The 26,818-nt window shown below is 59.1% G+C and carries 31 protein-coding genes; 12 read left to right on the top strand and 19 right to left on the bottom strand.

Annotated features, from left to right (window positions below; genetic code table 11):
* Positions 1–19 precede the first annotated feature (19 nt).
* The 7 genes from fliL (at position 20) to fliR (ending at position 4,476) form a co-directional block, all read left to right on the top strand.
* Positions 20–505 carry a flagellar basal body-associated protein FliL gene (gene fliL, locus LPW13_RS01965; RefSeq protein ID WP_230437773.1) on the top strand — a complete coding sequence of 162 codons (486 nt, stop codon included), beginning with the start codon at positions 20–22 and terminating at the stop codon, positions 503–505.
* A gap of 11 nt (positions 506–516) precedes the next feature.
* Entirely contained in the window at positions 517–1,566 is a 1,050-nt protein-coding gene (fliM, locus tag LPW13_RS01960) for a flagellar motor switch protein FliM (RefSeq protein WP_230437772.1), read from the top strand.
* Positions 1,563–2,042, top strand: coding sequence for a flagellar motor switch protein FliN (fliN, locus tag LPW13_RS18180; RefSeq protein WP_329957920.1), 480 nt, complete (start codon positions 1,563–1,565; stop codon positions 2,040–2,042). Before fliM ends, fliN begins: the two co-directional genes overlap by 4 nt.
* Positions 2,039–2,446: a flagellar biosynthetic protein FliO gene (gene fliO, locus LPW13_RS01950; RefSeq protein ID WP_230437771.1), complete on the top strand. Its 408-nt coding sequence runs from the start codon at positions 2,039–2,041 to the stop codon at positions 2,444–2,446. The genes fliN and fliO overlap by 4 nt, the downstream gene beginning before the upstream one ends.
* Before the next feature lie 23 nt (positions 2,447–2,469).
* Positions 2,470–3,198, top strand: coding sequence for a flagellar type III secretion system pore protein FliP (gene fliP / locus LPW13_RS01945; RefSeq protein WP_230439133.1), 729 nt, complete (start codon positions 2,470–2,472; stop codon positions 3,196–3,198).
* 204 nt (positions 3,199–3,402) lie between these two features.
* Positions 3,403–3,672: a flagellar biosynthesis protein FliQ gene (fliQ, locus tag LPW13_RS01940; RefSeq protein WP_230437770.1), complete on the top strand. Its 270-nt coding sequence runs from the start codon at positions 3,403–3,405 to the stop codon at positions 3,670–3,672.
* A gap of 18 nt (positions 3,673–3,690) precedes the next feature.
* On the top strand, positions 3,691–4,476 hold the full coding sequence (fliR, locus tag LPW13_RS01935) for a flagellar biosynthetic protein FliR (protein ID WP_230437769.1): 786 nt from the start codon (positions 3,691–3,693) through the stop codon (positions 4,474–4,476).
* A gap of 59 nt (positions 4,477–4,535) precedes the next feature.
* Here fliR and flgL read toward each other — a convergent pair whose 3' ends face one another.
* The 11 genes from flgL to flgB all read right to left on the bottom strand — a co-directional run bounded on the left by flgL (position 4,536) and on the right by flgB (position 13,956).
* Positions 4,536–5,732 (bottom strand): flagellar hook-associated protein FlgL, encoded by a 1,197-nt coding sequence (gene flgL, locus LPW13_RS01930; protein WP_230437768.1) that lies wholly within the window; start codon positions 5,730–5,732, stop codon positions 4,536–4,538.
* Between the two features lie 54 nt (positions 5,733–5,786).
* Entirely contained in the window at positions 5,787–7,406 is a 1,620-nt protein-coding gene (flgK, locus tag LPW13_RS01925) for a flagellar hook-associated protein FlgK (RefSeq protein WP_230437767.1), read from the bottom strand.
* Positions 7,407–7,499: 93 nt separating this feature from the next.
* A complete protein-coding gene (locus LPW13_RS01920; protein ID WP_230437766.1) occupies positions 7,500–7,847 on the bottom strand; it encodes a rod-binding protein in 348 nt (115 codons plus the stop codon).
* Positions 7,847–8,974 carry a flagellar basal body P-ring protein FlgI gene (locus LPW13_RS01915; protein ID WP_230437765.1) on the bottom strand — a complete coding sequence of 376 codons (1,128 nt, stop codon included), beginning with the start codon at positions 8,972–8,974 and terminating at the stop codon, positions 7,847–7,849. The genes LPW13_RS01920 and LPW13_RS01915 overlap by 1 nt, the downstream gene beginning before the upstream one ends.
* Before the next feature lie 15 nt (positions 8,975–8,989).
* On the bottom strand, positions 8,990–9,655 hold the full coding sequence (locus LPW13_RS01910; RefSeq protein ID WP_230437764.1) for a flagellar basal body L-ring protein FlgH: 666 nt from the start codon (positions 9,653–9,655) through the stop codon (positions 8,990–8,992).
* Positions 9,656–9,663: 8 nt separating this feature from the next.
* Positions 9,664–10,446: a flagellar basal-body rod protein FlgG gene (gene flgG / locus LPW13_RS01905; protein ID WP_230437763.1), complete on the bottom strand. Its 783-nt coding sequence runs from the start codon at positions 10,444–10,446 to the stop codon at positions 9,664–9,666.
* 12 nt (positions 10,447–10,458) lie between these two features.
* On the bottom strand, positions 10,459–11,214 hold the full coding sequence (locus LPW13_RS01900; protein WP_230437762.1) for a flagellar basal body rod protein FlgF: 756 nt from the start codon (positions 11,212–11,214) through the stop codon (positions 10,459–10,461).
* Positions 11,215–11,229: 15 nt separating this feature from the next.
* Positions 11,230–12,420: a flagellar hook protein FlgE gene (flgE, locus tag LPW13_RS01895; RefSeq protein ID WP_230437761.1), complete on the bottom strand. Its 1,191-nt coding sequence runs from the start codon at positions 12,418–12,420 to the stop codon at positions 11,230–11,232.
* A 23-nt stretch (positions 12,421–12,443) separates the two neighbouring features.
* Positions 12,444–13,124: a flagellar hook assembly protein FlgD gene (gene flgD, locus LPW13_RS01890; RefSeq protein WP_230437760.1), complete on the bottom strand. Its 681-nt coding sequence runs from the start codon at positions 13,122–13,124 to the stop codon at positions 12,444–12,446.
* Entirely contained in the window at positions 13,124–13,531 is a 408-nt protein-coding gene (gene flgC / locus LPW13_RS01885) for a flagellar basal body rod protein FlgC (RefSeq protein ID WP_230437759.1), read from the bottom strand. The genes flgD and flgC overlap by 1 nt, the downstream gene beginning before the upstream one ends.
* Before the next feature lie 17 nt (positions 13,532–13,548).
* Positions 13,549–13,956 carry a flagellar basal body rod protein FlgB gene (gene flgB / locus LPW13_RS01880; protein WP_230437758.1) on the bottom strand — a complete coding sequence of 136 codons (408 nt, stop codon included), beginning with the start codon at positions 13,954–13,956 and terminating at the stop codon, positions 13,549–13,551.
* A gap of 243 nt (positions 13,957–14,199) precedes the next feature.
* Here flgB and flgA point away from each other — a divergent pair, with 243 nt between their 5' ends.
* From flgA to LPW13_RS01855, 5 genes are all read left to right on the top strand, one after another.
* Positions 14,200–14,802, top strand: coding sequence for a flagellar basal body P-ring formation chaperone FlgA (gene flgA, locus LPW13_RS01875; protein ID WP_268932664.1), 603 nt, complete (start codon positions 14,200–14,202; stop codon positions 14,800–14,802).
* A 91-nt stretch (positions 14,803–14,893) separates the two neighbouring features.
* On the top strand, positions 14,894–15,190 hold the full coding sequence (flgM, locus tag LPW13_RS01870) for a flagellar biosynthesis anti-sigma factor FlgM (protein ID WP_230437756.1): 297 nt from the start codon (positions 14,894–14,896) through the stop codon (positions 15,188–15,190).
* Positions 15,187–15,636 carry a flagella synthesis protein FlgN gene (locus LPW13_RS01865; RefSeq protein WP_230437755.1) on the top strand — a complete coding sequence of 150 codons (450 nt, stop codon included), beginning with the start codon at positions 15,187–15,189 and terminating at the stop codon, positions 15,634–15,636. Before flgM ends, LPW13_RS01865 begins: the two co-directional genes overlap by 4 nt.
* Positions 15,637–15,695: 59 nt before the next feature.
* The gene (locus LPW13_RS01860; RefSeq protein ID WP_230437754.1) at positions 15,696–16,940 is read left to right on the top strand and encodes an EAL and HDOD domain-containing protein; all 1,245 of its coding nucleotides are present in this window, start codon (positions 15,696–15,698) and stop codon (positions 16,938–16,940) included.
* A 69-nt stretch (positions 16,941–17,009) separates the two neighbouring features.
* Positions 17,010–17,492: an energy transducer TonB gene (locus LPW13_RS01855; protein ID WP_230437753.1), complete on the top strand. Its 483-nt coding sequence runs from the start codon at positions 17,010–17,012 to the stop codon at positions 17,490–17,492.
* Between the two features lie 43 nt (positions 17,493–17,535).
* On the opposite strand, the gene LPW13_RS01850 is transcribed toward LPW13_RS01855, so the two are convergent.
* The 8 genes from LPW13_RS01850 to LPW13_RS01815 all read right to left on the bottom strand — a co-directional run bounded on the left by LPW13_RS01850 (position 17,536) and on the right by LPW13_RS01815 (position 26,818).
* Positions 17,536–18,231 (bottom strand): RNA polymerase sigma factor FliA, encoded by a 696-nt coding sequence (locus LPW13_RS01850; protein WP_230437752.1) that lies wholly within the window; start codon positions 18,229–18,231, stop codon positions 17,536–17,538.
* Positions 18,232–18,385: 154 nt separating this feature from the next.
* The gene (gene flhA / locus LPW13_RS01845; protein ID WP_230437751.1) at positions 18,386–20,473 is read right to left on the bottom strand and encodes a flagellar biosynthesis protein FlhA; all 2,088 of its coding nucleotides are present in this window, start codon (positions 20,471–20,473) and stop codon (positions 18,386–18,388) included.
* Positions 20,470–21,606: a flagellar biosynthesis protein FlhB gene (gene flhB / locus LPW13_RS01840; RefSeq protein WP_230437750.1), complete on the bottom strand. Its 1,137-nt coding sequence runs from the start codon at positions 21,604–21,606 to the stop codon at positions 20,470–20,472. Before flhB ends, flhA begins: the two co-directional genes overlap by 4 nt.
* Positions 21,607–21,738: 132 nt before the next feature.
* Positions 21,739–22,431 (bottom strand): protein phosphatase CheZ, encoded by a 693-nt coding sequence (cheZ, locus tag LPW13_RS01835; RefSeq protein WP_230437749.1) that lies wholly within the window; start codon positions 22,429–22,431, stop codon positions 21,739–21,741.
* 40 nt (positions 22,432–22,471) lie between these two features.
* Positions 22,472–22,858: a chemotaxis response regulator CheY gene (cheY, locus tag LPW13_RS01830; protein WP_230437748.1), complete on the bottom strand. Its 387-nt coding sequence runs from the start codon at positions 22,856–22,858 to the stop codon at positions 22,472–22,474.
* A gap of 24 nt (positions 22,859–22,882) precedes the next feature.
* The gene (locus tag LPW13_RS01825) at positions 22,883–24,649 is read right to left on the bottom strand and encodes a methyl-accepting chemotaxis protein (RefSeq protein ID WP_277610908.1); all 1,767 of its coding nucleotides are present in this window, start codon (positions 24,647–24,649) and stop codon (positions 22,883–22,885) included.
* Between the two features lie 47 nt (positions 24,650–24,696).
* A complete protein-coding gene (locus LPW13_RS01820) occupies positions 24,697–25,752 on the bottom strand; it encodes a protein-glutamate methylesterase/protein-glutamine glutaminase (RefSeq protein WP_230437747.1) in 1,056 nt (351 codons plus the stop codon).
* A gap of 214 nt (positions 25,753–25,966) precedes the next feature.
* Positions 25,967–26,818: a CheR family methyltransferase gene (locus LPW13_RS01815; protein ID WP_230437746.1), complete on the bottom strand. Its 852-nt coding sequence runs from the start codon at positions 26,816–26,818 to the stop codon at positions 25,967–25,969.

The following is a 26,818-nucleotide window of genomic DNA, read 5'->3' as shown; positions in this document are numbered from 1 at the left end:
CACTCTCAGGCACAACTCTATGGCTGATGACGCTTCAGGAAAATCCCGCGGTCTCTTTGCACTCGCCGTTGTTGCAGTGCTGTTGGTCGCCGCGCTGGTGGCAACAAACCTGTATCTGTTACTGCGGGAAGATCGCAGTGCTGCGACAGAAAACGCAGAACAGGCAAAAAACCCCGAACGCGCCAAGGACCCGATCTTCGTGCGAGTTGACCCCTTCACAGTGAACCTGCAGGGCGACCGCTTTGCCAACCGCCTGTTATATGTGGGCCTTTCCCTGCAGGTAGGAAATCGCGAGACACAGGATTTTCTGCGCGAGCACATGCCGCAAGTGCGCAGCCGGCTGTTGATCCTGCATTCCTCGCAGACGCCGGAATCCCTGGCCACTCTCGAGGGCAAACAGTCACTGGTGCGCGGCATTCTCGCCGCACTGGCCGAACCGATGGCCAATCAACAACCGGAGCTGCTGATCGACGACGTTCTGTTTACCGAGTTCATCGTGCAATAGGGGAATCCCACATGTCCCAGGATGACCAGCTTTCCCAGGAAGAGATCGATGCGTTGCTGCACGGCGATGGCGATAGCGCCGACAGCGGCAGTGAAGGCGCTAGCGATACGCCTAAGATGCGCCCCTATGATCCCGCGTCGCAACAACGAGTAATCCGCGAACGCCTGCACAGTATCGACATTATCAATGAACGCTTTGCGCGGCATTTTCGCGTAAACCTGTTCAACCTGATCCGTCGCTCCGCCGATATTACGGTGGATTCGGTGCGCTACCAGAGTTTCAAGGATTTCGCGCGCAACCTGCCGGTCCCCACCAATCTCAACCTGATCGGCATGAAACCGCTGCGCGGCACCGGGCTGATGGTGTTTCCACCGAGCATGGTGTTTATGGTGGTGGACAGTCTGTTCGGCGGTGATGGACGTTTTGTCACCCGCTCGGAGGGTCGCGAATTTACCAATACCGAACAGCGTGTTATCCGCCGCATTCTGGAACTGGCGATCAATGCCTACCAGGAGTCCTGGCATTCCGTTTATCCACTGGAAATCCGCTATCTGCGCTCTGAGCTGCAGGCGCGTTTTGCCAACATCACCAATTCGCCCAACGAGATCATCGTCAATACCACCTTCCACCTGGAAGTGGGCAACCTGTCGGAACATTTCCAGGTATGTATGCCCTATTCGATGATCGAACCGCTGCGCGACCGCCTCGCCAACCCAGTAGTGGACGGCCGCGACCCCAACGACCAGACCTGGAACCGGCGCATGGCCGGGGAAATCCGCCAGTCCGAAATTGAACTGGTCGCGGAATTTGCCAGTGTACCGAGCCACATCGGCCGGGTGCTGTCACTGAAGCTCGGCGACATCCTGCCCATCGACCTGCCCTCGGCTGTGGTCGCCAGTGTGGACGGTGTGCCGGTGCTGGAATGCGAATACGGCAGCCGCAACGGCCAGAGTGCACTGCGCGTGGCCAAAGTCATTGAACGCAGCGCCCCCAAACCCGCCCCGATGGCCAGCAGTTTCAACGCCGGGCTCGCCCCGCAACCCGAGGAATCCGAAGCATGAGCGATAGCGACAGCAAGCAGAACCCGATGGACACCGCCGAAGGCGACAGCTGGGCGGCAGCCATGACCGAACAACTGACCGAATCAACTGGCACCGACTGGTCAGAAGCGCTCGCCGAACAGGACGCGGCAGACAGTCAGCCTGGCGGCGACCCCCGCAAAGCCACAGACCAGGTTTTCAAACCGTTGGAAAACAACAACACCAGCGGCGCCATGCGCGATCTGGAAATGGTGATGGATATACCGGTGAAACTGAGCGTAGAGCTTGGGCGTACCCGCATCACCATCAAACAGTTGCTGGAACTTGCACAGGGCTCGGTGATTGAACTCGATGGTCTCGCCGGCGAGCCGATGGATATCCTGATCAACGGCTACCTGGTGGCCCAGGGCGAAGTGGTAGTGATCGAAGACAAGTATGGCATCCGCATCACCGAAATCGTGACGCCCCAGGAACGGATTCACAAACTCAACCGATGAACAACACGAGCGCTGCAAGCGGCGAATCTGTCGTCGGCCTGGCAATGCTGGGCAAGGTTGCCGGTGTACTGATCGCGCTGATCGCACTGATTCTTCTGTGCGCCTGGCTGACCCGCCGCCTGGCACCGGGACTGGGCGCAAATGCCAGCGGCCCACCGATGAGAGTCGTCGCCAGCAAGGCGGTTGGTACACGGGAAAAAGTCGTGGTGCTGGAAGTCCAGGACCAGTGGCTGGTGCTCGGCGTGGGCGGCGGCCAGGTCAACCACCTACACACTTTGCCGGCGGAGCCCGATAGCGGAGATAGCGCTGACAGAAATACATCGGCTCCGCTCACTGGAAGTTTCGCCAACCGACTGACGCAGGCGCTGCGCCACAATATGGGCCGACGCGGAGACCGCTCGTGAACCCTGCCCGTGCTACCGCCGCAATAGTACCCGCCCTGCTGTTACTGATATTGCCAGCGGACGGTTGGGCCCAGGCTACCATTAACGGCCTCGTCAGCCAGCCCACAGCCGACGGCGGCCAGCAGTGGTCGATTAAACTACAGACGCTGCTGTTACTCACCAGCCTCGCGTTCCTGCCGGCCGTTTTGTTGATGATGACCTGCTTCACCCGCATCATCATCGTCCTCAGCCTGCTGCGCACTGCCATGGGTACCCAGGCCGCACCGCCAAACCAGGTGCTGCTGGGGCTGACTCTGTTCCTTACTTTCTTTGTGATGTCCCCGGTGCTGGAAAAAATTCACGACGAGGCCTGGGAACCGCTGACTCAGGATGAAATTTCGTTTGATGAATTTCTCGCGCGCGGCAGCGAACCGCTGAAAAGTTTCATGCTCTCCCAGACCCGTGAACCGGATATTGCCCTGTTTGCGCGCCTCGCCAATACCGGGCCACTACAGGGGCCGGAGGCGGTGCCTTTGCGGGTATTGTTGCCGGCTTTCGTCACCAGTGAATTGAAAACGGCGTTCCAGATCGGATTCACCATTTTTATTCCTTTCCTGATCATTGATCTGGTGGTGGCCAGTGTATTGATGGCTTTGGGGATGATGATGGTCCCCCCCGCGACTATTTCACTGCCGTTCAAACTGATGTTGTTTGTATTGGTGGATGGCTGGCAGTTGTTGATTGGATCTTTGGCGCAGAGTTTTTATCCCTGAGCTTTTGCCTTGAACAAGTTTAGTGGCGGTACTGCTACCGGGTGCAGCTTTGTGAGACACGCCGTAAACCCATCCCTGGGGGCTCGGCTGCGGCCGTCCTGGCCGCAGACGGTCTCACAAAGCTGCACCCGGTATCAGTACCTTCGCGGAGCCTTCACACTGATTTACGAAGAACCACGAAAATAAACAGACCGGTACAACCCCATGACCGCAGAAACCGTAATGAACCTGGCTTATCAGGCCATGCTGATCGCACTTTCCCTGGGTGCGCCGATGTTGCTGACCGCACTGTTGGTGGGGTTGCTGGTGAGTCTGTTTCAGGCGGCGACCCAGATCAACGAAATGACCCTGTCGTTTATTCCCAAGATTCTGGCCGTGTTTGCGGTACTGGTGATTGCCGGGCCCTGGCTGCTGGCGCTCATCACCGATTACACCCGTACCCTGTTCCAGAATATTCCGTTACTGGTTTCCTGAACCGGAAAAGCCAACCCCGTGATTGATATAACCTACGCGCAACTGCACGCCTGGCTGATTGCCTTTCTGTGGCCGTTTGTGCGTCTCAGCGGATTCCTGATGGCGTCACCCGTACTCGGCCACCGTGCGGCACCAACACGGGTAAAAATCGGCCTTGCCGCGGTGCTGACGATTGTCATTGCACCGGGGCTGCCGCCACTGCCCACCGTACCGGTGTGGTCCTGGGCCGGGCTCGGGATCTTGGTAGAACAGACACTGATCGGCGCCGCCATCGGGCTGACCTTGCGGGTGATCTTTGCCGTAGTACAGGCGGCGGGGGATTTTATCGGCCTACAGATGGGGCTGGCGTTCGCGACGTTTGTGACCCCGGACGGGGTCAACACCATGGTGCTGTCGCGGTTTCTGCACCTGGTAACGATTATGGTATTTCTCGCCGTAGACGGGCACCTGATCGTGATTGAAACCCTGGCGGGCAGTTTTCAGACGCTGCCCGTTGGATACACCGGTCTTAACCCCGCAGGTTTTGAAATGCTGGCTCGCTTCGGCAGCACGGTATTTTCATCGGGACTGTTGCTCGCACTGCCGGTAGTAGCGGCGCTGCTGATCGTGAATGTCTCTCTCGGTATCCTCAACCGCTCGGCACCACAGCTGACGGTATTCTCCATCGGCTTTCCGGTTTCCCTGACCCTGGGTCTGATCCTGCTGGTGGTGCTGATGACCGATCTCGGCCGCTTTCTGCAGATGCTGTTCGAGCAGGGACTGTTGATGATTCAGCAGCTGCTGACAACCCTCGCACAACCCTGACCCGCTAGACGCTTATCCGCCCTACGGTTGAAAACACCATCCGCTTTTTGTCGCGGTGGTTACATCCGGTCAAACAGTGTCATGCCCTTGATATCGATAAACGCCTGCTGTGCTGCCTGCAGTCCGATCTGGCGCAGACTGTATTCGGAAATCGCGGAGACGTAGTCCAGGTCCACCAGTCCCGAGAGCGTTTGCTCGTAATTCAGGTTGCGGTTGCCGGCTACAGAGTCCACCACGTCCAGCTCGTTCATCCGCGCCCCCACGGACGCGCGGTTGGTGAGGACATTGTCCAGGCTGTTGTCGAATTCCCGCAGTACGTTACTGAGGGTATTTTTGCGCGCGGCGGTTTCTGCGTCGGTACTGGCGGGCTGCTCGAGAACCGCCAGGGCTTTCTCAAAGGTGGCGAACAGGTCGGTGTTGAGGTTTTCCGCTTTATCCATGCGGATGCTGTCGCCGTCCGCCGGAGTACCCTCGAGAGTGACGGAGAGCCCGCCGATGCGGATCGGTTGTCCGGCTTCGTATACCTCGGCGGCGCCGCCATTGATGGAGTAACTCACGTCGTCTCCAGATACCGAAAAGGTAATATCAAACGCATTGCCGTAATCGGGGTCATTTGCGTTCACTACCTGCGGACCATTGAACGTAATGCTGCCCTGATTACTATCCGCGGCGACCGCCATATAGCCGGCCCCCGCACTCACGCTCTGGAAAATGACTTCGCCATTGTCGGCCACGGGCATCAGGCGGGAGGCGTCTACGCGCACCGCGCGGCTGTTGCTGTCACCAACGTAGCTGACGCTGCCATCGGTATCCCGTACAAAAGGTTCGCTGCCATCCTGGTAGCCGCCGAACAGATAGCGTCCATTGCCGTCGGTGGCGTTTGCCTGGCCGATGACGGTTTCATAAATACCGCGCAATTCACTGGCCACCGACGCGCGGTTGGCGTCACTCAGGGTATCGCTGGAGGCCTGCACAATCAGGGTGCGCGCACTGGCGATGGCATCATTGACGCTGTCTAGTACGCTTTCTTCCTGTGCCAGTGCGTTGCGGGCGCTGATGCGGGCATCCGCGTACTGTTCATTGATCGCCAGCGATTGGGAAACCTGCACCGCCTGGGAGGCGGCCTGGGGATCGTCCGACGGGTTCACCACCCGGCGCCCGGAGGCAATCTGCTGGCTCACCTGCATCAGGCTGCTCTGCTGCCGGTTGAGGGAACTCATGCTCTGATCGAAGATGGTGAGCGTGCTGATTCGCATGACAGGAATCTCTTTCAGGTATCTGTTTTGGTTCTTTAACTCACGCGTGACAAATCAACGCAGACTGAGAATTTCATCCAGCACCGTGGACGCGGTCTGGATCACTTTGGCATTGGCCTGGTAGTACTGCTGGAAGCGGATCAGGTTGGCCGCCTCTTCGTCCAGATTGACTCCGGATTCCGACTGCTGCAGCGCGGTCAGCTGCTCACTCAGTCCTTCGCGGGCTTCCAGGTTGACCTGGGCAATACTGGTGTAACTGCCTACATCACTGACCATGATCGCGTAGGCACCGCTGAAGGTAGCGCTGCCGCCAACCAGTACCTTCTCCTGCAGTTGTTGCAGTGCCAGGGCATTCTCGTTGTCGCCGCTGCTGCCACTCGCACTGGCGGCAATGGCGGCAGTATCACTGATAAGGTTTTCCATGGATCCCGCGGCCCCGCGCACCGGCTGCAGCTCGAAACTGTCGCCATCGGCAAGCGCCGCTGTATCGTCTACAGAAACCACCACGCCGCCAAATGACAGCTCGCCATTGGCATCGAGGGTGGCAGTAAAACGCTCGCCGTTATCCAGACGGGTGATCTCGAATTCCCCATTGGCGGCATCGGTCACTTTCAGTGTGTAGTCGGTGGCCGCCAATGCGCTGGGATCGCCGAAGGCGGCGTCAAGTACTGCACTGCCGCTATTGTTGGCGTTACTTACCAGGCGTGGCTCAGCCACCGCAAACATGTCACCACCGGTCTCGCCATTCAGGTCGATACCCGCGCGGTGCTGCTCGTTGATGGCGCTCGATAGGGAAACCGCCAGCTGTCCCAGTTGATTCTGGGTTTTATCCAATGCCTCACTGCGAAAACTGATCAGGCCACCCAGGGTACCGCCGGTGATTTTGTCCTGATCGAGTTCGACCAGGTTGTTGGCGGAGTCGCGATAGCCGACTACGGTGCGCGCCGGGTCGCTGGCGGAGCTGATGGCTTCCAGCCCGAAGCTGCGACTGCCGGCGACGATCGGCTGGCCGTTGCCAATAGAGAGGTTGTAGGTGCCGCTCTGCTGTACCGACAGTTCCACATCGATGCGCTCATTCAAATCCGCTACCAGTTGATCGCGCTGGTTCAGCAGGGTGTTCGGCGCCTCGCCGTGTTTTGCTTTGGCCAGGGAAATTTCGCGGTTGAGGTTGGCGATCTGCTCCGCGGTATTGTTGATCAGGCTGATTTCTTCCCGGACCTGCTGGTTCACCCCGGACTGCATATCGTTGAGGTATTCATCGAAGGCGCGGAACTGGGCACTCAGGGTATCGGCAGTACCGATTACCCCCTGACGCGCAGCGGGATCGGAAGGCGCACTGACGAGATCCTCAAACGCGGAGAACATATCCTGCATCAGCGGTGCAAGTCCCGCCTGCTGGTCCGCCAGCAGATCATCGATCTGGGAAACCTGGGTGACATAACTGCTGAGTGCACTGGTCTCACTGTTGGCGCGGTTCAACTGACTGGCGACAAAGGAATCGAACTGGCGTTGGATATCGTTCACCGTGACACCGCCACCACCAGCGCGTTCACCCAGCAGGGTCAACTCGCGGTTGTATCCGGGCGTGTACACGTTGCTGATGTTGTTGCCAGTGGTATTGAGGGCGTTCTGCGCCGCATTAAGGCCGCTGAGGCCGATTGAAAAAATACTCATTTTGGTGATTCCGTGTCGCCGTTACTGCAGTTATCGGCGGCAGTGTCAGTGATCTTGAGTGTGCGAAAGCGTTTTTTACCCGTACTGCTGATTTCAGGGTTTTCCGTTCAGGTTCTCTGGTCGTGCTGGACTTTGCGCAGAAGGCGAAGCATCTGCAGACAGGTGCTGTACCAGTTGCTCAGCCAACCCCAACCCACGCCCGGCGAGATGGGAGGAAAGCTGTTGGTCGAATAGCGATTCATAAAATCGCGTACTGGAACTGTCGATCAGGTCCGAGCGGGGCACCGCATCGCGCATGCTTTTCATGACCTGGTTCAGAAACAGTGCCTCAAACTGTTCCGCCACCGCCTGTAACTGTTCGTCTTTGTCACGCCCGCGGGAAATTCCGCTGAGCGCATTGACATCCAGGGCAAAGCCGGCACGGGTATCGATCGGGTTCATCAGATTATCTCCAGCTCGGCGCGCAGCGCGCCGGAGGCCTTGAGTGCTTCGAGAATGGTCATCAGATCTGCGGGCGTTGCCCCCAGGGCATTGAGTGCGTCGACGACTTCCAACAGGTCCGCGCCCTGCACAAACTTGAGGGTGCCCGCCTGCTGGCTGAGGGTGATATTGCTGTCCGGTACTACCGTGGTGGTGCCCTCGCCAAACGGCGCCGGCTGGCTGACGCCAAAGGCGGTATCAATCACCACAGACAGGTTGCCGTGGGCCACGGCAGCCGGCCCCAGGGTAACCCGCCCGTTCAATACAACAGCGCCGCTACGCGCATTGATCACCACCCGCGCCGGCGGCGCCAGCGGTGTGACATCAATCGCCTGTACTCGCGCCATAAAACGTACCCGTGCATTGGCATCTTCCGGGCTCTGAAGGCGGATCATACCCGCGTCCACCGCACCGGCGATGGCGCTGCCAAATTCGCGATTGATGGCGTTGACTACCCGCTCCGCGGTACCGAAATCCGCCTCGCGCAGTTGCAGGTCGAGAAATCCACCCGCACCCAGCGCCACCGGAACCTCGCGCTCCACCAGTGCACCGCCGCTGATACGTCCACCGGCCTGCTGGTTGATCTGCACACTGGAACCACCGGACTCGGCGCCGGCACCACCCACCAGCAGATTGCCCTGGGCGACGGCGTAGGTGCGCCCGTCCAGGCCTTTCAACGGCGTCATCAACAGGGTGCCGCCGCGCAGGCTGCGCGCGTTGCCGATGGAAGATACCACCACATCCATTCGCTGCCCGGGGCGTGCGAACGCAGGCATTTTTGCCGTCACCATCACACCGGCCACATTGCGCAATTGCATGTTAGTGCCGGCAGGAATGGTGATACCGAGCTGGGAAAACATATTGCTCAGGCTCTGGGTGGTGAATGGCGTCTGCATGGTCTGGTCACCACTGCCGTCCAGCCCTACTACCAGCCCGTAGCCCACCAGCTGGTTATCGCGCACACCGGCGAAATCTGCCAGCTCGCGCAGCGGTTCTGCGTACACACTGGTGCCGCTGAGCACCAGCAACAAAAATATTTTCACCAGCAGTGGCAGAAAAAATTTACGCGTGAAAAAAATAGGTCGCATCGGCAATCCGGAAAGTCAAAAAGGCGATAGATTCAGCAGCAATCGCTGCAACCAGCCCATGTTCTGGGCCTCATTGATGTAACCATCGCCGACATATTCAATGCGCGCTTCCGCTACCTGGGTGGAGAGCACGGAGTTTGCGCCATCAATTTCCCGCGGATCGACAATGCCGGAGAAGCGGATGAACTCAGTGCCCTGATTGATACGGATCTGCTTTTCACCGCGCACCCGCAGATTGCGGTTGGGCAATACTTCCATCACGGTCACCGTGAGTGTACCGGTAAAGGTGTTGCGCGCCTCGGCACCGCCACCGCCTTCAAAATTATTGCTCCCGGACAACTCCAGACCGTATTCCGCCAGTTCTTCCAGGCCAATGGGCACCGTGTCTGCGGTAAACGTGGCGCCGCCCTCGCGGTCTGAATTGACCTCGGCACTTTTGGACGCACTGACCTGTTCATTGAAGACCACCGTCAACAGGTCACCACTCATGCGCGGCCGATAATCTTCAAACAGCGGGCGGTAACCCGCCTCCGGCTGGAAGATGGCACCGTTGGTACGCTGGGGCGGCGGCTCGGGAATTTCCACCCACTCCGGGTCGCCGGCCAGGGACGACTGCGGCAGCTGCGCACAGCCACCGGCCAGCAGAAAAATACTCACCAGCGGTAAAAAAGAGAAACGCATCGCGGCGATCACAACTGCGCCAGACGCGACAGCATCTCGTCGGAGGTCTGTACCGCTTTGCTGTTGATCTCGTAGGCACGCTGGGTCTGGATCATGCTTACCATTTCTTCCACCACATTGACGTTGGAGGTTTCCACATAAGACTGATACAGGCTGCCGGCGCCGTTCATACCCGGCATACTTTCACTGCGCATGCCCGAAGCGCTGGTTTCCAGATAGAGGTTTTCACCGATGGCTTGCAGACCGGCGGGATTGACGAAGGTCGACAGTGTCAGCTGCCCCACTTCGACGCTCTGGGTGGAGCCCGGCTCGGTGATCGATACAAGGCCGTCTTTGCCGACGGTCACGGATAGTGCGTTGTCGGGGATGATGACGGCCGGCTCCAGCGGGTAACCGCTCGCTGTTACCATCTGGCCATTTTCATCCAGCTGGAAACTGCCATCGCGGGTATAGGCGGTACTGCCATCGGCCATACGCACCTGGAAAAAGCCTTTGCCGTTAATCGCCAGGTCACGGGAATTTCCGGTATTTTCCAGTCCACCCTGAGCGTGCAGCCGTTCGGTCGCTACCGGACGCACACCGCTGCCCACCTGCATACCGGACGGCAGGGTGTTCTGGATATCGTTGCGCGCACCGGGCTGACGCAGGTTCTGGTACAGCAGGTCTTCAAACACCGCGCGGGATTTTTTGAAGCCGTTGGTACTCACGTTCGCCAGGTTGTTGGAAATTACATCCATTTTTACCTGTTGGGATTCGAGACCGGTTTTGGCCGTCCACAGTGATTTGATCATTTCGATTTCCCCTTAGTCGAGCGACAGCAGGCTGTCCGCCTGGCGCCCGTTTTCATCAGTGCTTTCGATCACCTTGAGCTGCATGTCGTAGCGGCGCGCGCTGTCGATCATCGCGACCATGGATTCCACCGGATTGACGTTGCTGCCTTCCAGCGAGCCGCTGATCAATCGCGCCTGTTCGTCCCGGGGCAGCGGGTCGGCGGCGGTGCCTGGGGCGGCATAGGCCCGGAAAAGGCCGTCACTGCCGCGTTCCAGCCCCGCCTCACCCGGTGACACCAGCTTCAGCCGACCCACCTGAACCAGTGACTCCGGATCCTCGCCGGCGCCGATGGCACTGACGGTGCCGTCGGCACCCATGGACAGGCTCGCACCCAGCGGTACCACAATGGGACCGTTATCCCCCACTACCGGGCGGCCACCACTGGTGAGCATGCCGGTGGCATCCACCTGCAGGTCGCCGCGACGGGTATAGGCTTCGGCACCGTCACCGGCCTGTACCGCGAGCCAGGCGTTGCCCTGCAGGGCCACATCCAGGTCGCGACCGGTGGCGTTAATCGGCCCGGGATTAAAATCTGCCCCCGGTGTGGAAGCGACCACCGAGGTGCGCGTGGCCAGCTGGCCATCGCCCTGCACCGGCACGGCACGCATGGCACTGAGCTGCGCGCGGAATCCAGACGTCGTGGCGTTGGCCAGGTTGTGGCTCACCACCGACTGTTGTTCCATGCTCTGGCGCGCGCCGCTCATGGCGGTGTAGAGAATGCGGTCCATGGTTTGACTCCCCTATCAGCGCAGGTTGACCGCGGCCTGCAGTACTTCGTCCTGCACCTTGATGGTCTGGGTATTCGCCTGGTAGTTGCGCTGGGCAACAATCAGGTCCACGAGTTCGCGGGTCAGATCCACATTGGAGGTTTCCACTGCGCCGGATTCGAGGGTGCCGAACTGCCCCGCACCGGCGAGGCCCAACAGTGGCTGGCCGGACGCACCGGTTTCCACCCACACGTTATCGCCCTTGGATGTCAGACCTTCCGGGTTGCGGAAGTTTGCCAGTGCAATCACACCCAGGTTCTGGCTTTTTTCATTGGCATAGTTGCCAATCAGGGTGCCATCGTCATCAATGGTGATCCCCACCAGCGCACCGGCGGCATAGCCGTTCTGGGTCAGGGAATCCAGCGCGAAGTCGTTGCCGAACTGGGTAGAACCGTCAAAGCTGATGGAAAAATTCAGTGGCTCGGCGCCACCACCCGGGGTGAAACCGTAGGTCGGGAAAGTGCTCCCGGCTTCGTTGAGGGTACCGTTGTTATCGAATACCAGTTCCCCGGTATTGGCAGCATCCTCATTGCCGTCTACCGCCACCCGCACTTCCCAGGTGTTGTCGGCGGTCTTGGTGAAATAGGTGGTCATGGTGTGCTGGACACCGAGCGAATCGTAGACCGTACCGGTATTGGCATAGGAGTAGCTGTCGCTGTCGGTGGTGCTGAATGGCACGGTCGCGCGATCGATGCTGTCCACGGTGGCGTCAAGATTGAATGACGCCTCCACGCCGGTGGTGGCGGTGGCGTTCATTGCACCTGCGGGCACCTGCAGGTCTACCGGCTGGCCACCGGTACCGACACCGGCGGGGAAACCGGTCAGGCGCGCGCCCTGCGCGTTCTGCAGGTAGCCGTCGGCCGTCAGGGTCAGCTGTCCGTTGCGGGAATAAACCACTTCACCGGCCTGGGTGAAACGGAAGAAACCATTGCCATTGATGCCGAGATCCAGGTTGCGCCCGGTGGCCTCCAGAGTGCCATTGGAAAAATCCTGCAACACGGCAGCTACACGGGTACCCTGCCCGGCCATTGCGCCGGTGTAGACATCCGCAAACTGTACGCTGGAACCTTTGAACCCTACGGTCTGGGAGTTGGCGATATTGTTACCCACCACATCGAGGTTGGTGGCTGCGCTATTGAGGCCGCTGAGCGCCTGTGAAAAACCCATAGTCTTTTCCTTGAATCAGAGAATTAAAGAATCTGCCGAATATCGTCGAGATCGACCGGCTCCGTGATGCCGCCCAGGTCAAGCAGGGGTACACCCTGCCCGCTCAGGCTGACACCACTGACCAGCGCATAATTGAGCGCACTGGCGGTAACGGAATCACCGTTGGCCGTGGCGGTAACCTCAATGGTGTATGACCCTTCAGCGGCCACACCGCCGTCGTTGGTGGTGCCATCCCAGGTGAACGACTCCACTCCGGCATCCATGGCAAAGGGTTCAAAAGTGCGAATCACTTCACCACTGGCATTGCGGATGGTGATCTGGACTTCATCTGCCGCCTGTGCCAGTTCCACGCCGAAGGGGGTGGTCGCACCTTCCTCACCCACCAGCACGCGGTCGCCGGCCACCAGCACGCCTTTACCGATCATGTCCGCTGCCTGCAGCATCTGGCTGGTATCCAATTGGCCGTTAATGCCGGCGAGGGTTTCATTAAGAGACTCGATGCCACTAACGGTGTTGATCTGCGCGAGTTGCGAGGTCATTTCCGCATTTTCCATCGGGTTCATCGGGTCCTGGTTCTGCAGTTGTGCCACCAGCAGGGTCATGAAGCTGTCCTGCAGGTCGGCACTGCCGCTGGTGGTACTCGCACCTGAAGTGACGTTCAGTGCAGAGCGCACGCTGCTGTCGATGGTGTTGCTCACGGCCATCAGTTTTCTCCCAGGGTCAGGGTTTTCAGCATCAGCTGTTTGCTGGTGTTCAGCACTTCCACATTCGCCTGGTAGGAGCGCGATGCGGCGATCATGTCGACCATTTCATTGACCGGCTCCACGTTCGGCAGGCTCACGTAACCGGCTTCGTCCGCCAGCGGGTGCTCGGGACGGTATTCCTGGCGCAGGGGTGCGTTGTCTTCCACCAATCCCGTCACCTGCACACCACCGATCCCACTGCCCTCTTGGGCGCGCGCCTGAAAAACCAGATGCTTTGCCCGGTAAGCCTCTCCGTTGGGGCCGGCCACGCTATCGGCATTGGCGAGATTGCTCGCGGTGACGTTCATGCGCTGACCCTGGGCCGCCATGGCAGAGCCGGAAATCTCAAAAATCGAAAACATAGACATAGTGAAATCCCGTTGAATTATTCAGGCTGCATCGCCGATTTGAGTCCGCGTATACGGCTGTTGAGCAGGGTCAGAGCGGTCTGGTAGCGCACCGAGTTGTCGGTAAACTGGCTGCGTTCCACATCCATATTGACCGTGTTGCCATCCAGGCTGGGCTGGTCCGGCACCCGGTAAAGCAGTTCTTCCTGTGCAGTACTGCTACCTTTCCCTTTCAGGTGGCGCGATGAGGTAGTCGCAGTTGCCAGCGATCCGGCATTGCCGCTGCGCGAAGCCTGGGCGAGCGCATCGGAAAAATTGAAATCCCGCGCCTTGTAATTTGGCGTATCGCCGTTGGCGATATTACTGGCCAACACCTTCTGGCGCTGGTGACGCAAGCCCAATGCCTGCTGGTCAAAATTGAGCGCTGCGCTGAGTCGATCAATCATCCCGGATCTCCCGATGTTTTTTCTGCAGGCTGAAGACTACAGACCGGGCTGGCCAGCCAAACGCACAAAAAGGGACAGGTTTTGCAGCCATTTCTCCTCTTCAATGCATACGCCGACTTTTACAATGCTGGCTAAATGTCGCAATCTGCCCGGAACAGAATGAAGAAAAACCGCAGGTTAATTCTGCTACTGACATCGGCGCTCACCCTATTTGCAAGTGCAGCTGACGCCGCGGAAAGTCCAGTGGATATTGCCCACGCGTTTCTCGAGCAGCGCAGCCGACACCTGGGCAACAAGGTTCAGATAAAGGTCGCAGAACCTTCCGCACACTGGCCACACTGCGCTGCACCGGAAGCCTTTCTGCCGAGCAAAAATCAGCCCGATTGGGGGCGAATTACCGTGGGCATACGTTGCGCTTCCGGTAGCACCCGCTACCTGCAGGCCCAGGTCGCGGTACTCGGGAACTACTGGGTGCCGCGAGAAAACATTCCCGCTGGCACTACGATCACCGAGGAGTTATTACGGCGGGAAAAGGGAGAAATCAGCGCGCTCCCAACAGGCACCCTGCTGAAAAGGAAAGAAATGCTCGGCCTGGAGAGCCGCCGTCCACTGCGCGCCGGCACCCCCGTGCAGCAATACCAGTTACAGCAACGCGCACTGGTAAAAAGGCGACAGACGGTTACCCTGGTTGCCGCCGGGAGGGGCTTCAACATACAGCGGGAGGGACGCGCACTGGATGAGGGAGCGATGGGAGACAAGGTTCGGGTGCGACTCCCGGACCGACAAATCATTTCCGGCCGAGTCAGCGGGCGCGGACAGATACATGTGACGACAGGCAGAAATTGATTACCAAATCGTGACACAGATCACAGGACTCCAGCTAAAGCGGGCGCCCTTCCCGCCGATAAACAGCTGGAAACACTACGGAGAATACGGGTTGAAAATCCACAACATTACCCGGCTGACGCCATCTACCAGCGCGCAGGAGGCCACAGGCAACGACCACGCGAGCAAGACCGCGCAGCGGGCCACGACAACCACATCCGCACCCGCGGCTCCCGGCGCAAGCCAGCTCCATCCGTCCAGCCTGCCCGAAAGCCAGGATATCGACGCTCTGCGCGTGGAAGAATTGCGCGAGGCCATTTCCTCCGGCGCTTTCACCGTACATGCCGAGCGCATTGCTGACCGGCTGATTGCCAGCCTCAGCGAACAATCGCCTGCGGACGATTCATGAGCCCGGAAGCGCTTCTCCAGCAACACCTCCATCTACTGGAAACGCTTCACGGGCAACTGCTCGAAGAGCGACAGCAGGTCAGTCGCGGAAAACTCGATGGCGCCGAGCTTGCAAATATCGCCCACAGAAAACAGCAGTGCGTTGCAGACATCAACCGTCTCGAACAGCAGCGCCGTCAGCTTCTCACCCGCATGGGTTATGCAAACAATCGCAGTGGCGATGAGCAGGCGGCCCGCGATGGCGGCTACGCGGGGCAATGGCGCGCCCTGCTGACCCTGGCCGCCGAAACAGCCGCAATGAACACCAGCAATGGCGAGATGATCCGCCTCCGTACCGAACACAACCAGCGCCTGCTCAACGCGCTACAGGAAGCCGCGGGCAAAAACCTTTACGGCCCCGATGGCCGTGCCAGCGGTCGCGCGACGAAAGTCGACGCCCGCGCCTGAATTACCACACGATATTCTCAATTCCGAATCCCCTACAACACCATCAAGGAGTCCTCCGCGTGATACCACTAGGTCAAGTGATCAGTGACGACACTCTGGATGTCCTGCTGGCCTGCAGGCCGGTATATACCCGCAACCAGGACGTTGCCGCATTCGAATTATTGGTACAGGGCGAGCGCGCTGCCAGCGGCGCCACTCTGGAACAGATCGAGGCCAGCAGCCCGATCATTCTCGGAAACTATAACCGCCTGTACCAGCAGGGCAGTACCCGCAGTGTACCGAGCTTCCTCAAGGTGACCGACGATGTAATCCTCGCACCCGGACTCCCCGACCTGCCGCAGCAGCACTATATTCTGGAGGTTGCCGAGGATGTACTCCTGACTTCCGAACGGGTGGAACGACTGCGGGAGCTGGCCAAGCGTGGCTACCGGATTGCACTGGCGGGGTACGATCCCGATGACGTCGAGCTGGATGCAATGCTGGAAGTTGTGCATATCGTCAAGCTGGATACGGCACGCATGAGCGACGACCAACTGCAAAGAGCGATGGCGAAACTGCGCAGACATGGCGTGGAAGCGCTGGCGGACAACCTGGCCGATAAAAACCGCTTCAACATCTGCCAGGCCCTCGGCTTTACCTATTACCAGGGCGACTTCCTCAGCACACCGGCAACGGTCAAGGGCAAGAAAATCAGCGGCAACAAGGTATTGTTACTGGAGCTGTTGAGCGAACTACAGAACCCGGATGCCTCGCCCGTACGCCTGGAAGAGATCGCACTGCGCGACGCCAAGCTCACCTACCGGATCCTGAAGCTGGTGAATTCCGCAGCGGTCAGCCTGCATCGGGAAGTCAACTCTATCTCCCACGCCATCGGCCTGCTGGGAATGAAGGAGATCCAACGCTGGGCCAGCCTGTTTCTGGTGGAAGGTGAACGGGGCAAACCGGAAGAATTGACCCGCAAAATGCTGGTACGCGGACGTATGTGCGAAGTACTGGCGGAAGTGGCCGGCTACAACAATGCGAACGATCACTTTATTGTGGGGTTATTGTCACTGCTGGATGCGATGATGGATATCGCCATGCCGGAACTGATGGAACAGGTTCCCCTGAACCGGAATGTGAAAAATGCCCTGCTACACCGCAGCGGCGATCTCGGCCGCACTCTTGGCGAGGTGGAATTGTACGAGCGGGGGGCGTTTTCTGAATTGACCCTGATCGATAGCAAACCGGTGTATGAAACCGCCTATCGCCACAGTGTCTCCTGGGCGCGCCAGGCGCTGCAGGCGCTAACCTACGACGACTGACCCCACTCCTCCCCGGTCCATGCGAATAGTTGTGCGAGACCGGGGATTTTCTCCCCGGAATTAAAGCCGATGCTCACCCTGCCGATAGTTATTCAGGCAGGCACTGATCTGCCTGCCACGCCGAATTACTGGCAGAAAGGCTATTCACACAACCGGGAACCCGAAATGAAATTACGTTACTTTGCCCTTGCTTTGCCTCTGTTAGCAGCAGGCATGTCCGTCGATGCTGCGCCGCGACTGAGTGGCGTCAAGCAACAGGGTACTGTCGAGCAGTATGCAAGTATCCTCAACAATCACACCATGAAAAATATCCGCTATCCGGCGCGTGCGGAAAGAAAACGGCGAGAGGGAAATGTCATCCTGAGAATCACCATTGATAAGAGTGGGCAGGTGAAAGACATCGAAGTCGTTGAGGAGTCCAATTATTCCTCCCTGAACCGCGAAGCACTGCGCAGCGTGGAACGCTCCAATCCGTATCCGGCCATCCCCGCCAATCTGGGTATAGACAGCTACAGTTTTACCATTCCGATTCGATTCAAGCTCAATGGCTGAGGCAGGTAACGGCGGCACCGCCGCCGTTACTGGCATGCTTTGATCAAACCAATCTGGTGCGCAAACGCTTGATTGCCTGACTGTGCAACTGGCACACCCTGGACTCGGTCACACCGAGAACCACGCCGATTTCCTTCAGATTGAGTTCTTCCTGATAGTAGAGCGCCATGAGCAGCTTCTCCCGCTCGGGCAATTGCTCGATGGCGGTAACAAGCTGCTCTCGCTGCTCGTGATCCACCAGGGCACTGAAAGGCGTAGCCGGAGCGCCGGCTCCAGCCTCGGGCTCACCACTTTCCGCCACAATTTCCTCAAACGGCAGCAGGTGCCCGGAGTTGGTATCCAGTAGCAGGCGGTGATACTCGTCTAGGGAAACCCCCATCTCCGCGGCGATTTCCCGCTCTTCGGCGGCGCGTCCGAGTCGCTGCTCGAGTTGTCGCAGGCTCTGTTCCAGTAAGCGGGCATTGCGGCGGACACTGCGCGGCAACCAGTCACGGGTACGCAGTTCATCAATCATGGCACCGCGAATACGCTGGTTGGCAAAGGTGGAAAAACTCGCACCGGCGTTGGGATCAAACCGTTGCATCGCATCCAGAAGGCCAATGGTGCCAGCCTGGATCAGGTCATCAAGATCAATGCCGGAAGGTAGTTTGACCTGCAATGACAACGCCTGGCGACGCACCGCTGGCAGATGTTCTTCCAGCAGTGCATCCCGATTGATGGTTCCCTGAGCTGTATACATTGTACTCCCCCGGCTACCCCTTGAGCGGGCTTTTCTTTTTTCACGCTCCGCTATCGGTGCCAAAGCAGGCACTTGCTGGAGCCAAGTGCATTATTGATGCTCGGGAAAATTTGTATGCGGTGAATAAACGGGCATGGACGGGCTTATTCCGGCGTTAGGCCGCCGTGCGCTCACCGATCACATTGCTGATTTTCACCATGCGGTCGTCGGGAATTTCTGCCTGTGATAGCACCACCAACTGGCGCAGACGGCGACGTAAAAAGTGCGACAATAACGGCCGCAGACCATGGCGAACCACCAGTACTGGCGGATCGCCTGCGGTCTCCTGCCGATCCAGTGCGGCAGCGGCCTGCGCCATCAACGTATCCGCTAACCCGGGTTCCAATGCACCACCGCCCTCCAGGGCCTGTGACAGGACCTGCTCCAACTGGCTGTCGATCCCCATGACACGCATTTCGGCATTGCCCGGGAACCACTGATGGGTAAGCACCCGCCCCAGTGCCAGCCGCACCCGCGCGGTCAGCTCATGCACATCGCCAGCCTGCTCCCCTTGATCGGCAAGTGTATCGAGGATGGTACGCAGATCGCGTATCGGAACATCCTCATCCAATAGGTTTTGCAGAATGCGCTGCAGCGTAGTGAGAGAAACGGTTTTCGGAACCACTTCTTCCACCAGGCTGTTACTGTCTCCGGACAGTTTGTCCAGCAATTGCTGTACTTCCTGGCGGCCGAGCATTTCGGCGCAGTGGCGATGAAGCAGATGGTTGAAGTGTGTAGCGACGACGGTACCGGCATCCACCACGGTGTAGCCATAGACCTGGGCCTGCTCGCGCTGGGTTGAATCAATCCACACGGCAGGCAGCCCGAACGCGGGTTCTTCCGTAATTTCTCCCTGCAGCTCACCGGTGACCTGTCCGGGATTGATCGCGAGCCATTTTCCGGGATAGGCCTCACCGCGTCCGACTTCAGCGCCCTTGAGGGTGATGACGTACGTGTTCGGCGACAGTTCGAGGTCATCGCGTATGTGTACCACCGGCGGCAGAAAACCGACTTCCTTTGCGAACTTTTTGCGCACGCTTTTGATTCGCCCCAGCAGCTCCGCCTCTTGACGCTGATCCACCAGCGGGATCAGGCGGTGCCCGACTTCCAGCCCGAGCGTATCGATCAGCTCTACGTCATCCCAACTCGCCTCCGGTACCTGTGGTTGTGCTGCCGGCTCTGACACCATCTGCTCGCGCACCAACTCGTCATCCCGGCGCTTGCCCATCATCCAGGCGATACCGGCAAGGGCAGCGGTAAACAGCAGGAACACCAGGTTTGGCATGCCCGGCACCAACCCCAGCAACCCCATCACACCGGCGGCCAGATACAGAACCCGCGGGTTGGTGAGCAGCTGTTCGATCATCTGCTGGCCCACATCCTGGTCCGTGTTGACCCGCGATACGGTCACACCGGCAGCAGTGGAAATGACCAGCGCCGGAATCTGTGCAACCAGGCCATCACCAATGGTCAGCAGGGTATAAGTGCGGGCCGCTTCGCCAAATGAGAGGTCGTGTTGCATGGTGCCGATCAACAGACCACCGATCACGTTCACTGCCATGATCACCAGCCCGGCCACGGCATCGCCGCGCACAAACTTGCTGGCACCATCCATGGAACCGTAAAAGTCCGCTTCCTGGGAGACCTCGGTGCGCCGTGCGCGTGCGTCCTCTTCACCGATCAGCCCCGCATTCAGGTCGGCATCGATCGCCATCTGTTTACCCGGCATTGCATCGAGCATGAAGCGGGCACCTACTTCTGCAATACGTCCGGCGCCTTTGGTGATGACCATAAAATTGATGACCACCAGAATCAGGAACACCACCAGCCCGACCGCAAAATTTCCCCCCACCAGAAACTGTCCGAACGCCTCGATGACCTTACCCGCAGCAGCGCCGCCGTTGTGTCCCTCCATCAATACCACTCGGGTGGAAGCCACATTCAATGCCAGGCGCAGCAGGGTGGTAAACAGGAGCACAGCGGGAAATGCCGCAAAATCCAACGCGCGCAGCGTGAACATGCTCACCAGCAAAACCATCAGCGACAGGGCGATGTTGAAGGTGAAAAAGAGATCCAGTGCAAACGGCGGCAACGGCAGGATCAGCATCGACATGATCAGCAGGATCAGTACGGGACCTGCCAGTACCCGACCTGCAGGCAGACTGAATCCACCGGACGCCGGGTTCAGGTTCAGAAATTTCACGGGGTTACCTCCAGCGCTTTGGGGATGGGCAGTTGTTCCGGGGTGGTGGGCAATTCGGAACCGTCGTTGCGTGCGCGCCGCAGCTGCATGGCCCAGGCCAATACTTCGGCTACCGCGGTATACAGGGCGGCGGGAATTTCCTGCTCCAGGTCCACATGGCGATACAACGCGCGCGCCAGTGGTGGAGCCTCCAGGCGCGGGATATTATGTTCATTCCCGAGCGCCCGAATCCGCGCAGCCACCGCTTCCACACCCTTGGCAACAACGCGCGGTGCCGCCATCTGGCTTTCGTCATAACGCAACGCAACGGCGAAGTGGGTCGGGTTAGTGACAATCACGTCCGCCTCGGGAACCTGGCTCATCATGCGATTGCGAGCCATGGACTGTTGCTGCTGGCGAATGCGCGCTTTCAATTGCGGATCGCCCTCACTCTCTTTGAACTCCCGGCGCACTTCCTCCTTGCTCATGCGCAGTTTCTTCCCATGGCTCCAGAGCTGGTAGGGCACGTCCAGAAGGATCACCAGGATCAACGACAACACCATCCAGCCACAGGCCTCGGCGACCAGGTGCAGTGCTGAGGCGGCGGCACGCTCTGCACTGAGATCCATCAGCGCAAAAAAATCCCCCCGACGATTGGCTAAAAACACCACCAGTACACTCCCCACCAGCACTGACTTGGCAATGGCTTTGGCAAGCTCGATCAACGCCTGATGGGAAAACTGTCGCTTGAGCCCCTTGAGCGGGTTGAGTTTGGACAGCTGTGGTTTAAGAGACTTTGCGGAAATCAGAAAACCGCCGAGCAGGTTCGGCGCGAGCAGCGCGACCGCGGTAAGCAGTGCAAATAACGGAATCAGCGCATAGAGACTGCGCTCGAACAGATCCGCAGCCGTTACCAGCATGACCGTGGCATCAAACACCTGCTGGCGATCAAACAGAAAAGACTGCTCCATCATGGAGCCGAGTCCCACGAACAGGCCGGGGCCCAATGCCCACAGGCCACCCAGCCCGGCACACAGCAGCATGACGGTGGCAAGCTCCCGGGAGCGCGCCACCTGTCCCTCTTCCCGCGCTTTTTCGAGGCGGCGGGGCGTGGCGGTTTCTGTCTTTTCCTGATCCTGGCTGTCGTCGGCCATCTGGGCATCCGCGGCTATTTCGGAGCCGGCCATTGTGTGCCAGGGCGGCGGATCGCAAAGGGAGAAAAAGCGGGAGTTAGGGGGGCCAATTCCCGCTATCTGTGCTGGAGGGCGTATTCAAGCCGGTGAAAATCAGAAGCCCAACTCTTCCAGAAGATCATCCACCTGATCCTGGCTGCTGACGACATCATCGGCTCCACTGTCGATCTGCGGGCCGTTGACCAGGGAAGACTCTTCCCGCCGCCGGCTCTCTGCGGCCGTACCGTCTTCCAACCGGCGCCGGAAACTCTCGCGCTCTTCGCCCTCCGGCACACTTTCCAACAACACCTGCAACAGCTGGTGCTCGACTTCCTGGATGACCTCCATCATGCGCTTAATCACCTGGCCGGTCAGGTCCTGGAAGTCCTGCGCCATCATGATTTCAAGCAGTTCCTTGTTGGTTTCCCGGGCCATGGCGGGGACGGCGGAAAGGTAGCTGCGGGTTTCCCGCACCAGTTCCCGCGCTTTATCCAGCTCTACCGGGTTTTCAAACCAGGCCTGCCATTGCTGATCGAGCCCCTCGGCACGGGACTCGATTTCGTTTTGTAGCGGCTGTGCACGATCCACCGAGTTGAGCGCCCGCTCAGCGGCCTGCTCGGTCATTGATGCGACATAGTCAAGGCGGGCGCGCGCATCGGGAATGGCCTTCGCAGCTTTTTCCACCTCTTTGTCGAGCCCCAGCTCCCGCATGCTGTCGCGCAGCATCCGGGTCAGGTGTCCGATGCGTTGCACCAGGTCATCGCTCGGCAGATTGTCCGGGCCCTGCGCCATTACTTCATCATTCATAGTCACCTCTCCTCGCGGGAGGAAGCGGGCTTCGACGATCTCATTTTCCCAGCTTCTCGAAAATCTTGTTCAACTTTTCTTCCAGAGTCGCCGCGGTAAACGGTTTGACGATATACCCATTGGCACCCGCCTGTGCTGCCGCAACAATATTGTCCTTTTTGGCTTCGGCGGTGACCATCAGTACAGGAAGCTCCCGGGTGGCCTCGTTTGCACGAATCTGTTTCAACATATCGAGGCCATTCAGATTGGGCATATTCCAGTCCGACACCACAAATTCGAAACCGCCACCGTTGATTTTGGCCAAGCCTTCCTGGCCATCTTCCGCTTCATCGACATTGTTGAAGCCCAACTCTTTAAGCAGGCTGCGAATGATTCTCCGCATGGTGGGGAAATCATCCACCACCAGAATTTTCATACCTTTATCCATCGCTTTCACTCTCTTGATCCTGGATCAGAACTCTTCCCACTCGTCTTCGCCGGCGGTGGCCAGTTCATGCTCTTCCGGCTCCTGTGGCCTGGTTTTTTTTGCACTGGCGGGTTCTTTCGGTTCAGTGGCAGCAACCGGCGCACGCTCGACAGACTCCACTTTGCCAGCTGCACTGCCCTGCTCCTCGTAACCCGGTTCGTCCTCCGCCGCCCTGGCAAGACGGAAAATGGCTACCGCTTCTTCCAGTCGCTGCGCCTGCGCTTCCAGGGAAGCTGCCGCGGCAGAAGCTTCTTCCACCAACGCCGCATTCTGCTGGGTCGATTCGTCCATCTGGCTGACCGCCTGACTCACTTGCTCGATACCGCTACTCTGCTCCTGAGAAGCTGCGGATATTTCGTCCATGATGTCGGTTACCCGCTTCACCGCGGCCACGACTTCTTTCATGGTTTCACCGGCCTGGGCAACCAGAGACGCACCCTCTTCGACTTCGCCGACAGAATTCTCGATCAACGCCTTGATCTGGCGCGCCGCGTCCGCACTGTTGCCGGCGAGGTTGCGCACTTCACCGGCGACGACGGCAAATCCACGCCCTTGCTCTCCCGCTCGCGCGGCCTCTACCGAAGCGTTGAGCGCGAGAATATTGGTCTGGAAGGCGATGGAGTCGATCATGCCGGTAATATCGGCCACTTTGCGTGAGCTTTCGGTAATACCCTGCATTTTGCTCGATACCTGCTGCATGACCTCGCCGCCACGGGTCGCCGTACCGGAGGCATCATTGGCAAGGCCGCTGGCCTGGCGCGCGTTGTCGGCATTCTGCTTCACTGTGGCGGTGAGCTGCTCCATGCTGGTGGCGGTTTCTTCCAGCGATGCCGCCTGCTGTTCAGTACGCGCCGACAAATCCACGTTGCCCCGCGCGATTTCCGAAGAGCCGCTGTAAATGGAACTGCTGCCGGTGCGGACCTGCACGACGATGCGGCTGAGACTGTTTTGTACTTCCTGCATGGCATTGAACAGTTTGCCGATTTCATTGGCGCCGTGATCCGTAATCGGACGCGACAGGTCAGCCCGGGCAATACTCTGCAGGTTTTCAACCGCCTCTCCCAGCGGGCGCACGACAATATTGCGCAGCATCAGGTAGATCAGTGCGAGGATAATCGCGATACCGGCAATCACCACAATGCCAATATTTCCGTAGTAGGCCGTGGTATCGCGGTAGTCGTCCATGATCCCCGCGCTTTCACTGCTAGCGTGATCCAGCAGTGCGAGCAGCGCGACATTGAGGTCATCGCTGATCACGCTGAGGTCTTCCTTGCGTTCGTTGTACCGTTGAAGGTCGGGCTCTTCCCCGGCCAGTATCGAATATTCGGCCTCCACCTCATCGAGCATTTCAGTGAAGACGATGGACAGCTCCCTGAGCTGCTCCGCTTCGGGCTTGTCCGGGTCTGCGGACTGGTCAGCTTCCGTTACCTCGACGGCAGCGAACTGCACGCGCGCCTGACTGAGCGCCGCCTGCACATCGTCCAGGTAAGTGCCGGCACTCAGGTTGCGCCCGCCATCCAGCTCTCCGGCGGCAAGATTAAGGCCGATCATCCCCTGGTTCAGCAATGAGAACGCGCGGAAGACATCGTGCATCACCTCGACATTGACCTCGTGCAATGTCTGGATCGCGTCATTGCCCACCTGGTTGGTAGCCATTCGCAGCCCTACCAGTCCGCCCATCAACAGGGTGCAGCAGAGCAGCACGCCCGCCACCACCGTATTGATATTGAGGTTTCGCATCAGTTTTAACATGGCCGGAGTTTCTCCTCGTCGGTAACCCTGGAAATCTTCATTGTTTTCTATACGCGCTGTGCGCGACCCGAAGCCGTCGCCAACGCCAGCAGACGTTCGGCAATATCCGGCAACGGCACACGCTCCTGTGCCGCCCCCAGCGCCGCGGCCTCGCGGGGCATGCCGTAGACCAGCGAGGTCATTTCATCCTGTGCCAGCGTGGCGGAGCCGGCGCGAAGCATCGCCAGCAAACCCAGCGCGCCATCCCGTCCCATGCCGGTGAGCAGTGCGCCGATGGCATTGCGCCCGGCCACCTCGGCGGCAGACTGAAACAGTACATCCACCGACGGACGATGGCGGTTTACCGCCGGCCCCGAATCCAGCTGTACCAGATAGTTGGCACCGCTGCGGGCAAGTTTCAGGTGCTGATCCCCCGGTGCAATATACGCGTGCCCGGGGAGCACCCGTTCACCCTGCTCGGCTTCTTTCACTCTGATCCGGCACAGGCGGTCCAGGCGATTGGCAAAGGAGCGGGTAAAACCGCTCGGCATATGCTGGGCAATCAGGATGGCCGGACTGCTCGGCGGTAACGGTTCCAGTACCTGCCGGATCGCCTCGGGGCCACCGGTGGAGGCTCCGACAACCAATAGCTTCTCACTGGATACCATCACCGAATCGAGCTTGCGCGACTCAGCCTGCGGTCGCTGTTCACGGCGCGACAGCCGCACCCGCGCGGCCGCACGAATTTTTTCTGCAATCTGTTCGCTGTACTCGAGCAACCCCGAGCGGATCCCCAGTTGTGGTTTAGCCACAAAATCCACCGCACCCAGTTCCAGTGCACGCAGCGTGATCTCCGAGCCCGAGCGCGTCAGGGAAGAAACCATCAGCACTGGCATGGGACGCAGACGCATCAACCGCTGCAGGAAGTCGATTCCGTCCATGCGCGGCATTTCCACATCCAGGGTGAGTACATCCGGGTTCAATTGCTTGATCAGGTCCCGCGCCACCAGTGGGTCCGGCGCAACCGCCACCACCTCCATGTCCGGCTGGGCATCGATGATTTCCCGCATCAGCCCGCGAATCAGTGCCGAATCATCGACACAGAGCACTCTGATTTTTTCCATGATGAGTTTCAGCTCTCCTGCTTACGCCATTGCGCGCAGCCGGAACGCGCTTACCGGGCATTGATTCCAATGAGGGAGCCGGTAAGTCAGATTGCCGGCCGGCAACAGCCTCTGGATATTCATCGGCCGACGGAGAGCGGGCTTTAGGGAGTCGAGGGATTAAATTTCGCGGCGGCCGATATGGGCTCCGGACTTTGGGGCCAGAGCCGACCACTCAGGTAAGGGTATAAACGGTCTGGCCACGCAGACGGAAACGATGGGTGAGATGGCTGAAATTTTCCGAATGGCCGACAAACAGCAGCCCCCCCTTGTTCAGCAGCGAGGCAAACCGATCGAGCAGCCGGACCTGGGTTTCGCGGTCAAAATAGATCATGACGTTGCGGCAGAAAATGGCATCAAAGCGCTGCTGGATCGGCCATTGCGCGCCGACAAAGTTCAACTGCCGGAAAGTCACCTGCTGTGCAATTTCGGGACGCACCCGGGCGAACCCCGCGCGCGCGCCGCTGCCTTTGAGAAAAAAGCGATGCACACGCTGTTCGTCAACCTGGCGCCGGACCTGCTCCAGTCGGTAGATGCCCGTGCGTGCGCGTTTCAAGGCCTCACTGTCGATATCCGTGGCGAGAATTTTCGGTGCTAGCGGGCAATCCCCCAGCACTTCCCGCAGGGCGATGGCAATCGAGTAGGGCTCCTCACCGGTCGAGGCGCCCGCGCTCCATATTCTGATTGGCTCGCCGCTATTTTGCTGACGCTCCCGAAAATGTGTAGCGAGCAGCTGGAAGTGGTGCGGCTCCCGGAAAAAGGCCGTCAGATTGGTGGTCAATGCATTGACAAATTCCTGCCAGTCTTCCTTCGCATTTTTTTGCGAGAGCGCAGAGAGATAATCACTGAAGCGGGCGAGGCCGCGGCTGCGGACACAGCGCCCCAACCGGCTGTATACCATGTCGCGCTTGTGCTCCGCGAGTACGATACCGGCGCGCTCGGCGATCAGCGTGCGAATCTGCTGGAAATCGCGTTCGGTAAACTCGAGCTCGCGGTCTCGGTACACAATGCCTGGTGCCTGATTCAA

Source organism: Microbulbifer celer, assembly GCF_020991125.1.
Classification (GTDB): domain Bacteria; phylum Pseudomonadota; class Gammaproteobacteria; order Pseudomonadales; family Cellvibrionaceae; genus Microbulbifer; species Microbulbifer celer.
This window is presented reverse-complemented; position numbering and strand designations above follow the sequence as displayed.

Coding starts and splice junctions, on each gene's coding strand:
- fliL (WP_230437773.1), top strand. CDS start 20: ATGGCTGATGACGCTTCAGGAAAATCCCGCGGTCTCTTTGCACTCGCC.
- fliM (WP_230437772.1), top strand. CDS start 517: ATGTCCCAGGATGACCAGCTTTCCCAGGAAGAGATCGATGCGTTGCTG.
- fliN (WP_329957920.1), top strand. CDS start 1,563: ATGAGCGATAGCGACAGCAAGCAGAACCCGATGGACACCGCCGAAGGC.
- fliO (WP_230437771.1), top strand. CDS start 2,039: ATGAACAACACGAGCGCTGCAAGCGGCGAATCTGTCGTCGGCCTGGCA.
- fliQ (WP_230437770.1), top strand. CDS start 3,403: ATGACCGCAGAAACCGTAATGAACCTGGCTTATCAGGCCATGCTGATC.
- flgL (WP_230437768.1), bottom strand. CDS start 5,732: ATGCGAATCAGCACGCTCACCATCTTCGATCAGAGCATGAGTTCCCTC.
- flgK (WP_230437767.1), bottom strand. CDS start 7,406: ATGAGTATTTTTTCAATCGGCCTCAGCGGCCTTAATGCGGCGCAGAAC.
- LPW13_RS01920 (WP_230437766.1), bottom strand. CDS start 7,847: ATGAACCCGATCGATACCCGTGCCGGCTTTGCCCTGGATGTCAATGCG.
- LPW13_RS01915 (WP_230437765.1), bottom strand. CDS start 8,974: ATGCGACCTATTTTTTTCACGCGTAAATTTTTTCTGCCACTGCTGGTG.
- LPW13_RS01910 (WP_230437764.1), bottom strand. CDS start 9,655: ATGCGTTTCTCTTTTTTACCGCTGGTGAGTATTTTTCTGCTGGCCGGT.
- flgG (WP_230437763.1), bottom strand. CDS start 10,446: ATGATCAAATCACTGTGGACGGCCAAAACCGGTCTCGAATCCCAACAG.
- LPW13_RS01900 (WP_230437762.1), bottom strand. CDS start 11,214: ATGGACCGCATTCTCTACACCGCCATGAGCGGCGCGCGCCAGAGCATG.
- flgE (WP_230437761.1), bottom strand. CDS start 12,420: ATGGGTTTTTCACAGGCGCTCAGCGGCCTCAATAGCGCAGCCACCAAC.
- flgD (WP_230437760.1), bottom strand. CDS start 13,124: ATGGCCGTGAGCAACACCATCGACAGCAGCGTGCGCTCTGCACTGAAC.
- flgC (WP_230437759.1), bottom strand. CDS start 13,531: ATGTCTATGTTTTCGATTTTTGAGATTTCCGGCTCTGCCATGGCGGCC.
- flgB (WP_230437758.1), bottom strand. CDS start 13,956: ATGATTGATCGACTCAGCGCAGCGCTCAATTTTGACCAGCAGGCATTG.
- LPW13_RS01865 (WP_230437755.1), top strand. CDS start 15,187: ATGAGCCCGGAAGCGCTTCTCCAGCAACACCTCCATCTACTGGAAACG.
- LPW13_RS01855 (WP_230437753.1), top strand. CDS start 17,010: ATGCTCACCCTGCCGATAGTTATTCAGGCAGGCACTGATCTGCCTGCC.
- LPW13_RS01850 (WP_230437752.1), bottom strand. CDS start 18,231: ATGTATACAGCTCAGGGAACCATCAATCGGGATGCACTGCTGGAAGAA.
- flhB (WP_230437750.1), bottom strand. CDS start 21,606: ATGGCCGACGACAGCCAGGATCAGGAAAAGACAGAAACCGCCACGCCC.
- cheZ (WP_230437749.1), bottom strand. CDS start 22,431: ATGAATGATGAAGTAATGGCGCAGGGCCCGGACAATCTGCCGAGCGAT.
- cheY (WP_230437748.1), bottom strand. CDS start 22,858: ATGGATAAAGGTATGAAAATTCTGGTGGTGGATGATTTCCCCACCATG.
- LPW13_RS01825 (WP_277610908.1), bottom strand. CDS start 24,649: ATGTTAAAACTGATGCGAAACCTCAATATCAATACGGTGGTGGCGGGC.
- LPW13_RS01820 (WP_230437747.1), bottom strand. CDS start 25,752: ATGGAAAAAATCAGAGTGCTCTGTGTCGATGATTCGGCACTGATTCGC.